Genomic DNA, 13,611 nt, shown 5'->3' with positions numbered 1-13,611 from the left:
ATTCAATCGTAACACAGTCCGCCCAGGAAAAACAGCACCCAATCACGGCACAGACGCCAAAGGAGCAAGGGCACTTCATAGAAAAAAGCGAGAAAGGCCGCATAATGCGGCCTTTTAATTCGTTCACGAGCCTATTCAGCTGTTGGCAAGCGCCTGATCCAAATCGGCGAGCAAATCGTCGATGTCCTCCAGTCCGACGGAGAAACGCAGCAGCCCGTCGGTAATGCCCCGCTCGGCGCGAACCTCCGGCGGCATCGAAGCATGCGACATCATCGCCGGGTAGGAGAGAATACTCTCGACGGCACCCAGGCTGACCGCAACGAGCGGCAGCTTCACTTGATTCAGCAGCTTCTTGGCCCGCTCGCCCGACCCAACGTCGAAGGAGACCACCGCACCATACCCGGTGGATTGCTTCTCCTGAACCTCGCGGCCGGGGTGATTCGGCAGGCCTGGATAGTACACGGCTTCGATGTCGCTCCGCCGACTCAGCCAGTCGGCCAGCTTACGCGCGCTCACTTCGCTGTGCGCCATCCGCGCTCCCAACGTCTTCATGCCACGCATCAGCAGCCAGGAATCCTGCGCGCCGAGGACGGTACCAAGCCCGTTCTGCACATATTTCAGCTGACGGGCTATTTCTTCCGTCCGAGCTACCGCCAGACCGGCCAACACGTCACTGTGTCCGCCGAGGAATTTCGTTGCGCTGTGCAGCACGATATCGGTCCCCAGCTCAATCGGACGCTGGTAGTACGGCGTCATAAACGTATTATCCACGATGCTAAGCAACCCATGTTCCCGCGCCCACGCGGAGATTTTCGCGATATCGGTGATTTTTAACGTAGGATTGGACGGCGTTTCCATATAGACAGCTTTCGTGTTAGGTTTCAGAGCCGCCTTCACCAGTTCCGGCTGGGTCATATCTACGAAGGTCGTTTCAATGTTCATCCGGGTCAAAATATTGGACAGCAGCCGATATGTCCCCCCGTACACATCTTCGGTCACGATAAGATGATCGCCAGCCGAGAGCAGCATCAGCGTGGTGGAAATCGCGGCCATCCCGCTGGCAAACGCGAAGCCCTGGACCCCGCCTTCCAATACGGCAATGTAATCCTCCAGCGCCTGCCGAGTCGGATTCCCGGAACGACTGTAGTCGTGCTGCGGCGGATTAAAAATATCGTGATGATGGAACGTGGACGCCTGATAAATCGGTACGCTGGATGCGCCGGTAGCCTCGTCCACCTCACTGCCGAAGTGAATCAGTTTCGTTTCAAATTTGTTGTCCCGTTTCTCCTGCCCGCTCATACGCCTTGTCCCCCTTCAACTTCCTGCCGTGCCGCTTCCAGTGCATGACTCAGGTCCGCAATCAAATCCTCGACATGCTCGATGCCCACGGAGAACCGCAGCAACCGATCATCCACGCCTACCGCATTGCGGATTTCCTCCGGAATGTCGGCATGGGTCTGCACCGCAGGATAGGTCATCAGCGATTCGACGCCGCCAAGGCTTTCGGCAAATGCAATCAGATTGAGATTGCGTAACACCGGTTCAACGTACCGAGCATCCGTGACTTTGAAGGAGAAGATCCCCGTGTTGCCGCTCGACTGCTTCCGTTGCGTCGCATACCCTGGGTGATCCTCCAAGCCCGGGTGGAACACCTCGGCTACTTGAGGATGGGTCTGTAGGAATTTGGCGATTGCCAGCGCGTTGCTCTCGTGCCGCTCCATCCGCAGCGCCAGCGTCTTCATGCCGCGCATCAGCTGATACGAATCGGACGGGCTGAGCACCGCGCCTATCGAGTTGTGCAGAATCGCCATCTCCTGGGACAGCTCTTCGCCTTTGGTAATGATCAGGCCGGCCAAGACATCGTTATGGCCGCCTAAATATTTGGTTGCACTGTGAACTACAATGTCAGCACCAAGCTCAATCGGCCGCTGGAAATACGGCGTCATGAGCGTATTGTCCACGATCGTGAGCAGGCCGTGGGACCGCGCCCATGTCGATACCGCTTCAAGATCAGTAATCATCATCAGCGGATTGGTTGGCGTTTCAATAATAACGGCCTTCGTGTTCTCTTGACGTACACGTTCAAGGGCATCCAAATCGTTGGTATCCACATAAGATGCGGTTACGCCAAATTTGGACATAATCCGCTCTAGCAAGCGATACGTGCCTCCGTAAAGGTCCAGCGATACGATGAGATGGTCGCCTTGCGAAAATAACGTAAATACCGTCTGCAACGCGGCCATCCCGGAGCTACAGGCAAACCCGGCATCGCCGGATTCCAGAGCCGCCGCTGCATCTTCCAGCACTTTGCGGGTAGGGCTTTTCGTACGGATATAATCGAAGCCCGTGCTTTGCCCCAGGCGCGGATGCCGAAACGCCGTGGCTTGATATATCGGATAATTCACCGCGCCTGTGACCGGCTCTTCGACCGATCCGATTTGTGCCAATCTACTCTCGATGCGCCATTCCTTGTTTCTCTCCCCCACCTGCAATCCCTCCACTTTTAGATCTCATATACAAAGTCGGCCGTTTGATCGATATCGTACGGCGTTTCTTGATACACATAGTAGTTTAACCAATTGGAAAATAATAAGTTTGCATGGGCCCGCCACGAAGAACGCGGGGCGCGTGTCGGATCGTTATTCGGGAAATAGTTCACCGGCAGATCGATGTCCATGCCTTTCGCGATATCCCGGTCATACTCCCATTTCAACGAATCCGGATCGTATTCGGAATGCCCGGTTACGAAGATCTGCTTCCCGTCACGGGTGGCGACCAAGTAAATGCCGGCTTCCTCCGATTCCGCTAGAATCTGCAGCTCCGGCACCCGCTCAATGTCCGAACGTTCCACGTCCGTATGACGGGAGTGCGGGACTTGGAATACTTCATCAAATCCGCGCAGCAGCTTCACCTTCGGATCGTTGACTGTGTGGGAGAAGACCCCAAAGCATTTTTTCGCCAGGGGAACCTTACGAACGCCATAGTGGTAATACAATCCGGCCTGAGAGGCCCAACAGATGTGCATGGTCGAAGTGACATGGGTTTTGGACCACTCGAAGATTTCCTTCAACTCTTCCCAGTAGTTCACTTCTTCAAAATCCAATTGCTCGACCGGTGCCCCTGTCACGATCATGCCGTCAAAGCGGCGATTGCGAATATCGCCAAACGTTTTGTAGAACATCTCCAGATGCTCTGCGGACGTATTTTTTGAGGTATGCGTGCTCGGATGAAGCAGAACGATCTCCACCTGAAGCGGCGTGTTCCCCAGCAAACGCAGGATTTGGGTCTCCGTCGTTTCCTTGGTAGGCATCAGGTTCAGAATCGCGATCCGCAGCGGGCGGATGTCCTGATGATAGGCACGGCTTTCATCCATGACAAAAATATTCTCGTTGGTCAACACGTCCTTGGCCGGTAAATGATCCGGGACTTTAATCGGCATGTGGTTTCACTCCTTTAATCGTAGCGTCATTCTCAACTCAACATCCGTTTCGAGGGGCCGTGTATACAAAAATGACCTCTCTCACGGGGAGAAAGGTCATTACGTATTCGGTATGCGCCTCTCTCATCTCTCAGAAGCCGCCCCGTATTCGATACGGACGGTTCTGCAAGAATTAGCACCGCTGCGATGGTTGTCATCGCCGGTTGCCGGGTATCATCGGGCTAGTCCCTCCACCTGCTCTTGATAAGATTTCGCTGTATTTAGTTAGGATCGGGGTCTGGGCCGTTGCCCGTACTCCCTGACATTCACTTTAAAGTATCGGATGGCATTCCGTCAAGAACTCTGCGAGAAAAATCACACGGTATTCATGGACCGCTTGGCTCCCGTGCACATAGTATACTTTTGGGTTGAAACATTTCATTCGCTGGCGTTATACTAGACAAGTGCCTTTGGGCCCAGACGGGCCTAGGGTTTGACGCATCAACATGTAACCTGATTATAGCGAGGTGAAACCGAGAATGGAAGGCGACCCGAGTCCGCAGAGGAATACCCAGGTCAAACAATTGCATAGGATACCGACCCGCTGGGTGCCTGCGGAACGTAGAGGGCACTTTCGTTTCCCGGTGTTTGCATAAACGCCTTTTTGATCGTTGCCGGGCGAACCCGCGGTTGGTCCCTTTCCTATGCTGCAACAAGAGCATCCCAGGCCTTCAGGCCCGGGGAAAGGGAGTGAGAGCTTATGAAAATCCGTCATGTTCTAGCCGGCGTATTTACCCCCGTTGAGGACGTGGAATTAACAACCACCCCTCCGGAAGAAGGCTTCTATTGGATCGACGCGGGGGTGGATGACCTTGCCCTGCTGCAGCCTTTATTTTCGCTGCACGATCTGGCTGTGGAGGACTGCTTAAGCGAAGAAGAGCAACGGCCAAAGATTGAAACCTACGACAACCACTATTTCATCGTTGTAAATAGCATTCGGTATGATGACGAGGAAATTTTCCTGCGTGCATTGAACATTTTCTTGGGACGGCATTATATCATTACAGTTACTAAACAGAAGATCAACGAACTTCGTGCGGTGAAGCCGATCCTGTGGGAGCAGGAGGTCAGCGAGCCCGACCGATTCCTGTACCTGCTGGTCGACCTGGTGGTTGATAACTACTTCACCGTCGGCGACCGGATCGAAGTGAAGATCGAGAAGCTGGAAGAAGACATTCTGATGCATACCAAACGTTCGCACCTGAACGAAATCATCGGGCTGCGAAGTGAAATTTTGTGGCTGAAGAAAGTGCTGGGGCCGCAGAAGGAAGTCATCAATATTTTGAACAAGAAAGACCTTCGTCTAATCGACGACCAGCTGCAAAAATACTTCAGCGACATCTACGAAAACGCCGTGAAGATCTCCGAGAACTTCGACACGTTCCGCGAGCTCGTCGGCAACTTACGCGAGGCCTACCAGGCCGCCATCGCCAACCGCGCCAACGAAATCATGCGCGTGTTCACCGCGATTACGACGATTTTCATCCCGCTGACACTGATCACCGGGATCTACGGGATGAACTTCGACAATATGCCGGAGCTGCATTCGCGATACGGCTATTTTATCGTCCTTGGCATTATGGGCGTGCTTGGTTTAGGGATGTACTTCATCTTCCGGAAGAGAGATTGGATATAAACAGTAAGGCCAACACGGGCTAGCGTCCGCGTTGGCCTTTTGGGTTGGGACGTTAGCCAGTTGATCTCGCGAAGCGGGCGAAATCATCTTCAGCCATGGAAGGGGATTAGATTCGCGGGACGAATGTTAGGAAGCCCGTCCGGCCTGGGGTGAGATGGGGGCATGACTCTCGTCTTGCGGTGCGCCTGGGTCTGTGACGGACTTGCGCCAGAGTATGCGATGGACGTGCGTACGAGTCTGCGAAGCTGATCGAATTCAGCGAGTGCTAAGTGAGTTGTGTTGTGCGCGAACTGCAAAAGTGCAGTTATTTTGCTGTAAAACGCCCAAAATTCAGCTCTTAACTGCAAAAGTGCAGTCTATTTTCGATAAATGGGCTACTTTTCCCAAAATTCCCCGAAATGAACTGCACTATTGCAGTTCACACGGCCGGTAGGGAATAGTCCTTCGACTGTCCACAATTCAAGTAACGCCAACCGCAGTTCAACTGCTGCACTTACTATAGTTAGTCTAACTTAACTCAACCATATCAGTCACCACATCAACCACCACACCTTTGGCACTTTACCATATCACCCTCACTAGATTCACTGATCTCACATACTCTACTTACTCACACTTACTCACACTTACTCACACTTACTTACTCTTACTTGCCTAACTTTACTTCCATCACATCTCACTAGCTAACCTAACTCAGTCACCGCACTTGCGACACTTTACCACACTGGCCTTAATTCACTTATCACTAACTACTGATTACACTTCCACTCGTCTAATACTCCCTAAGCCTACTTATCACTCATACTCCCCACACCACTCTATCATTCGTCATTACCACTCTAGCAGGTCAAGCAACTTTTGCGCTTCACCCCGCATGCCGGGCGCTCTCGCGCTGGCGGCGGTACCGGATGCGGATCAGGCGCAGTCGCTCGTACAGCGTATCCAGGTTGCCATTGCCGCCTTCACTGGCTTCGGGACCGTACACCTTTTGCAGCACCGGCTTCAGGAGCGTGTCCCCCAGTTCTTCGTAAGCTTGCCATACGGCCTGCTGTTCTTCTTCGGGCATGGCCTCGAGTTCAGCGCTCACCAAGTCATCGGTGTTGTAGCCCTCCTTCTCCAAGCTCTCCAGCAGCTCCACCGCATCTCGCCGCTCAATGCCCGCTCGGGTGCAAATATCTTCGACCTTCTCCCCTGCAGCCAAGGCTTCAAGCGCTGCGCGACGGACGTTAAATTTCTCCATTTCCGCCCGATATTTTACTTCCTTCTGCTTATACAACCAGGAACGGAACACCTCGTCATCGATTTCTTGGTCGACCCAATCCAGCGGGAACCCGCGCTTCCGCTCGGCCGTCCGGGTGATTTCCAACAACTCAGCGCCGTATTCGCCAGCCTTGTTCTCCCCAACACCTGGCAGTTGCAACAGTTCCTCCACCGTCTGCGGCAGGAATACGCTGATCATACGCAGCAACCGATTGCTGGCGATTAAATAAGGCGCCTTGCGCTCAGACGAAGCCTTTCTCCGACGCCAAGCCGTCAACTCGTTGTATACCGGTTCATTGCTGTTTAACTCGCTATAACAGAACAGCTTCTGCGCCGCCATCCCCCGTCCGGTTAACGTTTCCTTCTCGTCCCAGATGCCTTCCATGATGGGGCGAAACCCTTCGCCGAGCTTGGCGGCCAATCGATGGCGGTAAACATGTAGCATCTCCGACCATGAAGCCCCTTCATACCAAAGGTCCTCCTGCTCGTCATCCGCGGTCACCTCATTCCAGCCCATCCGCCAAATCCCGTCCTCTTCTCCAATCCACACCTGGGCCCCTTGAATTATGGCCCCGCCGTCCTTCTTCTCCAGACTGTTCAAAAATACAATCCGCATCAACCTGTCCCTCCTATAATTTTTAAGCTACGAAGGAGGCCATTCCTCATTTTGGACGCAAAACAAAAAAGCACCTCTTCTGCGAATATCGCAAAAGAGGTGCTTCCTCCAAACGTAACCTGTTATCCCTAATAATACCATAACAGGACAAGCTGTCAATGCATCGGATTCATTTTCCCATTGTCTTCCGTTTTCCAGTATAATAACTAGAGACAATCCGAAAAAAGGGAGGCATTACTGAATGAGCGACCCGCATCAAGAGCTTGATTTCCTGTCCGACAGCACCGAAAATACTTCGACCCGGTTCGTCACGTTCATCGGCGGATCGCTGAAGCGCTATGACCTGGCGGTCACCACAACCAATCGTTTCTATGGGAAGAAGCTGGTCACCGACCTGCATAACGGGCGCACAGCCATTCTTGGCACCGACGACCTGGAGGAGGAAGGGTACCTCGAACATATTTATAACCTGAGCGAGGAGGAGGGCATCGAACTACGCACTTTTCTCTATCAGGTATTAGGTGAACCGTACTTCACGGATTAATAGGGTTCGCTAGCGGACCGTCAAACGACACCCAACATGGCACTGATGCTGGCCATCTCCAGCTCTTCAAACTTGGAGACTACCTGCGCCGGGTTCAGCTCGAACCGACAAGTCTCCGCATCGCATTCCAGCTCAATGTCACAGCGGATCTTGGCCAGTTGCCGCGAGAGATGCAGCATGTCGAGGTCCGCTTCAATTTTGGCACGGACCGATTTGGACAACTGGTCCAGATTGGCCAGGATCCCCTCCACGGAGCCGTGTTCTCGCACGAGCTTCAGAGCCGTTTTCTCGCCAATACCGCGCACGCCCGGATAGTTATCGCTCGTATCCCCCATCAATCCCTTCAGATCAACGATCTGTTCGGGTTTTAGTTGCTTCTCTTCCATCAAGGTCTCCGGCGTATACACCATGTAGTTACCGTGCCCTTTTTTCATAATGATCACGCTCGTTCGCTCGCTAACCAGCTGCAGCATATCGTGATCCCCCGTCAGCACCAGCACATCCATCTCTTGTCCAAAACGCGCTGCCAACGTTCCGATGCAATCGTCCGCCTCATACCCTGGTGAGCTGATGTTCGGAATCCCTAAGCTGTCCATCACCTCGCGGATCATGGAGAATTGCGGGATCAGATCCTCCGGCGCGTCCGCACGATTGCCTTTGTACTCGGCAAACTGTTCCGTCCGGAACGTCTTGCTGCCTAAATCCCAACAACAGGCGATATGCGTCGGACCAAACTTCTGCACCGCGTCCCAAAAATAACGCATAAACCCGTACACCGCATTGGTCGGAACACCCGCTTTCGTCCGCCGGATATACCCGGTTGCCGCTGACGCGTAATAGGCGCGGAACATTAACGCCATGCCGTCCACCAGCAGAATGGTTTTTTCACTCCTTTGCACTAAATCCACGATTCACCCAAGCCACCCTTCTCGTTAATTTGATTTACCCCAAGCCTGCTCGTAGGCTTCTTCCTTGTAACCGACAGTTACCGTTTTGCCATCCGTCACGATCGGGCGCTTGATCAGCATACCGTTCGAGGACAGCAATTGAAGCTGCTCCTCCCGGGACATCTCTGCCAGCTTATCCTTTAAGCCCATTGATTTATAAACCTCACCGCTCGTATTAAAAAACTTCTTCAGTTCCAGCCCGCTGAGTTCTACCAGCTTATCCAGTTCAGCAGCACTCGGCGGCGTTTCCTTGATATGATGCAGCTCTAATTCATGCCCTTTGGCCTGCAACGATTTAATTGCATTGCGGCATGTCCCGCATTGCGGATAATGATAAACCTTCAGTTTGCTCATGTTCTCTATTCCTCCTTACCACTTTCACGAAAACTCGCCCCACGCAGCAACTCCTCCAGCTTGCGCATATCCTCCGGAAGCTCTGATCTAAAAGTCAGTGCTTCGCCGGTGAGCGGATGGCGGAAGCCCAGCTCGGAGGCATGGAGCGCCTGCCGCCCGATCGCCGCATCCAAGCGGGCGATTCGTTCGCGCGCAGGTGCCGGCAACTGTTCCAGTCCCGGCATACCGTAGAACTTGTCGCCGATCAGCGGGTGGCCGATCGACGTCATGTGCACGCGGATCTGATGCGTTCGTCCTGTACCGAGACGCAGCTCAACCCGAGCCCCGTCGCCATAGGCTTCCGTGACCTTATAATCGGTCAGCGCGGGATAGCCCGACGGGGTGATGATCCGGCGGTGGGGTTCGGCAGGGTCACGGTCGATCGGACCGGTGATCGTTCCTTCCGGCACCGCCGGGCAACCATGCACCAGCGCCGTATACTTCTTGGTCACCTCACCGGCAATCAGCTGCTCGGAAATATGCTGGTGCACGTAGGCATTTTTAGCGATGGCGATGAGGCCGCTCGTCTCCTGGTCCAGCCGGTGCACAGGACGGAAGCGGAACTTCTCCCCCTTCTCCTGCCAATAATACACAACGCCGTTAGCCAGCGTCCCTGTGTAGTGACCGTGCGTCGGATGCACGATCAATCCCGCCGCCTTATTCACAATCAGCAGCGCTTCATCCTCGTAGACGATCTCAAACGGGATTGGCTCTGGCAGAATATCGGTGGAGGTTTCCTTCTCCAGCGAGACGCTCACCGTATCTCCGGCCTTCACCGGGACGCTGATATAGACCCGCTCCCCGTTCAGCATCACCCCGCGCTCGGTCAGCTTAATCCGCGACAGCAGCTTGCGGGAGATGCCCATTCGGCGCTGGAGCACGCTTTTGACCGTCCAGCCGTCCTCCGTTGCCGGTACTTGATATTCAATCGGATCATAATATTCAGAACTCACTTCTTGCCAAACACCTTCCCACTTCGCACGTATTCAATATCTGCCACCTGCTGGCGATGATTTACCATACGAGCCGCTGCGAAGAAATAATCCGACAATCGGTTCAGATAGATCAGCACTTCGGCATTAATCTCTTTAACCTGGCTCAACGTAACGACGCGGCGTTCGGCGCGCCGGCATACGGTCCGGCAGACATGCAGGGCCGAAGCCAACGGGGTTCCCCCAGGCAAAATAAATTTCTCCAGCGGCGGATTGTCCGCTTCATAACGATCAATCCAGGTTTCAAGCCGCTGTGCGAGCTTTGGCGTCACCTTGTAGCGGCTCTCCGACAGCTTGACGTAAGCAAGATCGGAACCGCAATCAAACAGCTCCTGCTGAATCTCCAGCAGTTGCTTACGAAGATCGCTAAACGTCACCTCATCCGATAAACTGACCGCTTGTCCCACAAAACTGTTCAGTTCATCGATCGAACCGTAGGCTTCAACCTGGGCATCATCTTTTGTTACTCTGCCGCCGATGACCGTGGTTTGCCCTTGGTCGCCGGAACGCGTATAGATCGACATTTGCATTTCCTCCCCGTGACATACTCTCGTATCATCTTACCATAAATCCCAGCTCGGCTGGTCATGCAACTGCTGGAACCGCAAAAAGGAGACCCGCAAAGCGGATCTCCTTCACACTTCAAAAGTTCAAAGTTCGTTAACGTCGAATAGATTTCGGAGTCGTTCTCATTGTTTTCATAAATTCATTAATTTTCAGGTCCAATAAGCTGCTGATTTCAATCACGATGTCCGAAGTAAAGGATTTTTCTTGCAGAAATAGCCGTTCCATCTTGCTGCGAAGCAAGTGAATTTCATCCTCCAGCGTTACGGCTTGCGGTGAATGCGGCCGTTCCTCTTGATCCATCCACGGGCTCATGACGCGGCCATCAGCACATAAAGCATTATTGTAAGGCATGTTGTACTCACCGCGCAAAAGAAATCCCTCCCTGAGAAATTAAAACCTTCTTCCAAAATCGAATTATACCATGTCCATTAAAATTAAAGCAATTAGAAAATGAAAGAATTGTTAATTAACCCCATTAACTCCAACTTCTCAGGCAGGGGCCTGATGGGATTCGTAAAATCAGCCTTGCTTCAATTTACGGACGAACTGCTCCATTCGATTTAACGCTTCGTTGAGTTGATTTACTCCTGTCGCATAGGAGCAACGCAAGAACCCTTCCCCGCCTGCGCCAAAAACATTGCCCGGAACTGCCGCCACCTTCGCCTCGAGCAGAAGGCGTTGAGCAAATTCCTCGGAGCTAAGTCCAGTGGACGCGATGCTAGGGAACGCATAGAACGCCCCTTGCGGCTCGTGACATTCCAGCCCGATGTCGCGCAACCCCTGAACGATCAGGCGGCGGCGCTGATTGTAGGATTCGACCATCTGGTCTTTCTCCTCCAGCCCGTTCTTCAGCGCCTCAAGTGCAGCCACTTGGCCCATCACCGGAGCGCACATCACCGTATATTGGTGAATTTTCAGCATGGCATAGATCAAGTCCGGGTGTCCGCATGCATAACCCATCCGCCAGCCGGTCATCGCAAATGCTTTAGAAAACCCGTTCACCAGAATCGTCCGGTCCTTCATTCCCGGGATTGAAGCAAAGCTAACGTGCTTCTGCCCATAGGTGAGCTCCGCATAAATCTCGTCGGAAATAACGATAAGATCGTTCTCCTCAACGATTTTTGCGATCGGCAGCCAATCTTCGTACGTCATGATGCCGCCTGTCGGATTGCTCGGATAATTTAAGATCAGAACTTTGGATTTAGGTGTGATCTTCGCCTTCAAGTCTTCAGCCTGGAGCTTAAAATCGTACTGGGCGTAAGTCTCAATTTCGACCGGCACCCCTCCCCCGATCATCGTAATCGGCGAGTAGGAGATATAGCAAGGCACCGGAATAAGAATCTCATCACCCGGTTCCACCAGGGCCCGCAGCGCCAAATCGATCGCCTCGCTGCCGCCCACCGTCACGAGGATTTCGTCTTTCGGGTCGTATTTCACCTGATAACCCGTGTACAAATACTCAGCGATCGCTTCCCGAAGCTCAGGCGTTCCCGCATTGGACGTGTAGCTCGTATACCCGCGCTCCAGAGAGTAAACACAAGCTTCCCGGACATGCCATGGGGTGATAAAATCCGGTTCGCCTACGCCTAACGTGATAATATCCTTGCTCCCGCTGGCCAGATCGAAGAAGCGGCGAATACCGGAGGGTTGAATCTCGCGGACCCGCGGAGCCAAATACGATGTCATCGTTTTACTCGATTGCTCAGCACGCTGTGATTGAATACTCATAACATTACTTCCTTTACGGAGATATCAACAAACGGCGGTCTTCTTCGGGATCTTCGAAGATGATGCCGTCTTGCTTGTATTTTTTCAGAATAAAATGGGTCTTCGTCGACAACACCGACTCCAAGGTGGACAATTTGTCAGAGACAAAGCTCGCCACTTCCTTCAAGTTGCGGCCTTCAACTTCCACCAGCAGGTCATATGCGCCGGACATCAAAAATACCGATTTGACTTGGGGAAACAGGTATACCCGCTCCGCGATGGTATCGAAGCCGCGTCCCCGTTCAGGTGTAATTTGCACTTCGATTAACGCCGTCACCTTCTCGTCTTCCAGTGCACTGGAATTTACCACGGTTGCGTATTTGACGATGACGTGGTCTTCTTCCAATTCACGGATCGCTTGCGCCACTTCCTCCGCCGTTGAGCCGACGAGCGTCGCCAGTAAGTTTGCATCCCGGCGGGCGTCCTCTTTGAGGAGGTCCAGCAGTTTGAGCTTCAATTCGCTTAGTTGTTTCATCCCTCATCCTCCAGCGATGCCCCGCAGCCCTTCAATTGAGCGGTCTGCAGAACAAATTTAATACTTATATTACATGAATTTTGGGCGTCTGCATAGAAAAACCGTCCACTCCAAGTAAGGTTTTGGATTGGACGGTTAGGCTTTTAGATCGAATACGGCGGAAGTACATTCGGTTGATGCGCTTCCACGTTCGCCTGATGGGCATGAGGTGTCCACCGAGAAGTCCGCTGTTCTGTGAACTGTCGCAGCTCCTGCTTGGTTTTCTCCGCATCTTGCAGCTTCTTGTCCAACAATTGACGCGGTGCCGGTGCCGGCGCGGAGTAGATGCCTTGGTGCTTCATCAGCTCATACAGTGTTCCCTGCAATCGCAAGGTGCTGTTGGTCAACTCCGTAAACATCTGCCGAACAGCTGGGCAGGACGACTCCGTCGTTGCGGTCGTATATTCTCGTACGGTGCGGCGCAAATCAGCTAAAATCGATTTTAACAAATCGTTCTGGGGTAAGAGACCCTGGATGTCCGTATGATTCATCGGGATATTCCTCCTTGAAAGCAAATTAATTCGGGGCTGAAGAAGGAGCCGCCATTTGATGTTGGCGCAACGCATCCGTTAACAGATGCAGATGATGCTCATGGGCACGGATGTGCTCCAGCATCGCCTGTTCGATTTCAAAGTTTTGCGAGACGGCGGCCGCCGCGGCGCAAAGCTTCGTGAGCATCTCCTCGTTGGAAATGGAGTCGGCGATATAATCCAGTTCTTTCAACGACAATGGCTGCATTTGTGAGTAAAACATCAACATTCCCTCCTGATGGATGATCCTTCAAATCCTGCTGATCCCTTCTTATTCTTTTGATCCTTCTTACGGTAGTATGCCCCGCTCTAGGTACGATATGTTCGCCGTACAGGTTTTCGCCGTTTTTAGTTCTCCGCAGTTGGA

General features: G+C 52.9%; 15 protein-coding genes and 1 riboswitch. Of the genes, 2 read left to right on the top strand and 13 right to left on the bottom strand.

The features are described from left to right. Positions 1-135 precede the first annotated feature (135 nt). From M891_RS0106125 to metA, 3 genes are read right to left on the bottom strand one after another with little or no spacing between them, the layout of a single operon-like run. Positions 136-1,299 (bottom strand): trans-sulfuration enzyme family protein, encoded by a 1,164-nt coding sequence (locus tag M891_RS0106125; RefSeq protein WP_028538202.1) that lies wholly within the window; start codon positions 1,297-1,299, stop codon positions 136-138. After that, positions 1,296-2,486 (bottom strand): aminotransferase class I/II-fold pyridoxal phosphate-dependent enzyme, encoded by a 1,191-nt coding sequence (locus M891_RS0106120; RefSeq protein WP_028538201.1) that lies wholly within the window; start codon positions 2,484-2,486, stop codon positions 1,296-1,298. Before M891_RS0106120 ends, M891_RS0106125 begins: the two co-directional genes overlap by 4 nt. A gap of 17 nt (positions 2,487-2,503) precedes the next feature. Continuing rightward, on the bottom strand, positions 2,504-3,439 hold the full coding sequence (metA, locus tag M891_RS0106115; protein ID WP_016312945.1) for a homoserine O-acetyltransferase MetA: 936 nt from the start codon (positions 3,437-3,439) through the stop codon (positions 2,504-2,506). A 120-nt stretch (positions 3,440-3,559) separates the two neighbouring features. Beyond that, positions 3,560-3,689: riboswitch (SAM riboswitch) on the bottom strand. Positions 3,690-4,178: 489 nt separating this feature from the next. On the opposite strand from metA, the gene corA reads away from it, so the two are divergent. After that, complete coding sequence (corA, locus tag M891_RS0106110) at positions 4,179-5,114, top strand: magnesium/cobalt transporter CorA (RefSeq protein ID WP_028538200.1); 936 nt, start codon at positions 4,179-4,181, stop codon at positions 5,112-5,114. 865 nt (positions 5,115-5,979) lie between these two features. Here the strand turns inward: corA and M891_RS0106105 are convergent. Continuing rightward, positions 5,980-6,990, bottom strand: a complete 1,011-nt coding sequence (locus tag M891_RS0106105; RefSeq protein ID WP_028538199.1) for an HRDC domain-containing protein — start codon at positions 6,988-6,990, stop codon at positions 5,980-5,982. 241 nt (positions 6,991-7,231) lie between these two features. Here M891_RS0106105 and M891_RS0106100 point away from each other — a divergent pair, with 241 nt between their 5' ends. Continuing rightward, positions 7,232-7,534, top strand: coding sequence for a DUF3055 domain-containing protein (locus M891_RS0106100; RefSeq protein ID WP_028538198.1), 303 nt, complete (start codon positions 7,232-7,234; stop codon positions 7,532-7,534). Between the two features lie 20 nt (positions 7,535-7,554). Here M891_RS0106100 and M891_RS0106095 read toward each other — a convergent pair whose 3' ends face one another. The 9 genes from M891_RS0106095 to M891_RS0106055 form a co-directional block, all read right to left on the bottom strand. Continuing rightward, positions 7,555-8,394, bottom strand: coding sequence for a 5'-3' exonuclease (locus tag M891_RS0106095; RefSeq protein ID WP_051416860.1), 840 nt, complete (start codon positions 8,392-8,394; stop codon positions 7,555-7,557). Positions 8,395-8,466: 72 nt separating this feature from the next. Next, complete coding sequence (locus tag M891_RS0106090; protein ID WP_028538196.1) at positions 8,467-8,835, bottom strand: arsenate reductase family protein; 369 nt, start codon at positions 8,833-8,835, stop codon at positions 8,467-8,469. 5 nt (positions 8,836-8,840) lie between these two features. Further along, positions 8,841-9,827, bottom strand: coding sequence for an RluA family pseudouridine synthase (locus M891_RS0106085; RefSeq protein ID WP_028538195.1), 987 nt, complete (start codon positions 9,825-9,827; stop codon positions 8,841-8,843). Continuing rightward, positions 9,824-10,390 carry a cob(I)yrinic acid a,c-diamide adenosyltransferase gene (locus M891_RS0106080; protein WP_016312952.1) on the bottom strand — a complete coding sequence of 189 codons (567 nt, stop codon included), beginning with the start codon at positions 10,388-10,390 and terminating at the stop codon, positions 9,824-9,826. Before M891_RS0106080 ends, M891_RS0106085 begins: the two co-directional genes overlap by 4 nt. Positions 10,391-10,526: 136 nt before the next feature. Next, positions 10,527-10,745 (bottom strand): aspartyl-phosphate phosphatase Spo0E family protein, encoded by a 219-nt coding sequence (locus M891_RS0106075; protein ID WP_051134975.1) that lies wholly within the window; start codon positions 10,743-10,745, stop codon positions 10,527-10,529. A 207-nt stretch (positions 10,746-10,952) separates the two neighbouring features. After that, positions 10,953-12,161 (bottom strand): aminotransferase class I/II-fold pyridoxal phosphate-dependent enzyme, encoded by a 1,209-nt coding sequence (locus M891_RS0106070; protein WP_028538194.1) that lies wholly within the window; start codon positions 12,159-12,161, stop codon positions 10,953-10,955. A gap of 13 nt (positions 12,162-12,174) precedes the next feature. Further along, positions 12,175-12,675 (bottom strand): Lrp/AsnC family transcriptional regulator, encoded by a 501-nt coding sequence (locus tag M891_RS0106065; protein ID WP_009226690.1) that lies wholly within the window; start codon positions 12,673-12,675, stop codon positions 12,175-12,177. Positions 12,676-12,818: 143 nt separating this feature from the next. Continuing rightward, positions 12,819-13,205: a spore coat protein gene (locus tag M891_RS0106060; RefSeq protein WP_016312955.1), complete on the bottom strand. Its 387-nt coding sequence runs from the start codon at positions 13,203-13,205 to the stop codon at positions 12,819-12,821. Positions 13,206-13,230: 25 nt separating this feature from the next. Continuing rightward, the gene (locus tag M891_RS0106055) at positions 13,231-13,473 is read right to left on the bottom strand and encodes a hypothetical protein (RefSeq protein ID WP_371859545.1); all 243 of its coding nucleotides are present in this window, start codon (positions 13,471-13,473) and stop codon (positions 13,231-13,233) included. Positions 13,474-13,611 lie beyond the last annotated feature (138 nt).

The organism is Paenibacillus sp. J14, from assembly GCF_000518465.1.
GTDB classification, from domain to species: domain Bacteria; phylum Bacillota; class Bacilli; order Paenibacillales; family Paenibacillaceae; genus Fontibacillus; species Fontibacillus barengoltzii.
Note: the sequence above shows the minus strand (reverse complement) of the source record. Positions and strands in the feature narration are given on the sequence as shown.

Coding starts and splice junctions, on each gene's coding strand:
- M891_RS0106125 (WP_028538202.1), bottom strand. CDS start 1,299: ATGAGCGGGCAGGAGAAACGGGACAACAAATTTGAAACGAAACTGATT.
- metA (WP_016312945.1), bottom strand. CDS start 3,439: ATGCCGATTAAAGTCCCGGATCATTTACCGGCCAAGGACGTGTTGACC.
- corA (WP_028538200.1), top strand. CDS start 4,179: ATGAAAATCCGTCATGTTCTAGCCGGCGTATTTACCCCCGTTGAGGAC.
- M891_RS0106105 (WP_028538199.1), bottom strand. CDS start 6,990: ATGCGGATTGTATTTTTGAACAGTCTGGAGAAGAAGGACGGCGGGGCC.
- M891_RS0106100 (WP_028538198.1), top strand. CDS start 7,232: ATGAGCGACCCGCATCAAGAGCTTGATTTCCTGTCCGACAGCACCGAA.
- M891_RS0106095 (WP_051416860.1), bottom strand. CDS start 8,394: ATGGCGTTAATGTTCCGCGCCTATTACGCGTCAGCGGCAACCGGGTAT.
- M891_RS0106090 (WP_028538196.1), bottom strand. CDS start 8,835: ATGAGCAAACTGAAGGTTTATCATTATCCGCAATGCGGGACATGCCGC.
- M891_RS0106080 (WP_016312952.1), bottom strand. CDS start 10,390: ATGTCGATCTATACGCGTTCCGGCGACCAAGGGCAAACCACGGTCATC.
- M891_RS0106075 (WP_051134975.1), bottom strand. CDS start 10,745: ATGAGCCCGTGGATGGATCAAGAGGAACGGCCGCATTCACCGCAAGCC.
- M891_RS0106070 (WP_028538194.1), bottom strand. CDS start 12,161: ATGAGTATTCAATCACAGCGTGCTGAGCAATCGAGTAAAACGATGACA.
- M891_RS0106065 (WP_009226690.1), bottom strand. CDS start 12,675: ATGAAACAACTAAGCGAATTGAAGCTCAAACTGCTGGACCTCCTCAAA.
- M891_RS0106060 (WP_016312955.1), bottom strand. CDS start 13,205: ATGAATCATACGGACATCCAGGGTCTCTTACCCCAGAACGATTTGTTA.
- M891_RS0106055 (WP_371859545.1), bottom strand. CDS start 13,473: ATGTTGATGTTTTACTCACAAATGCAGCCATTGTCGTTGAAAGAACTG.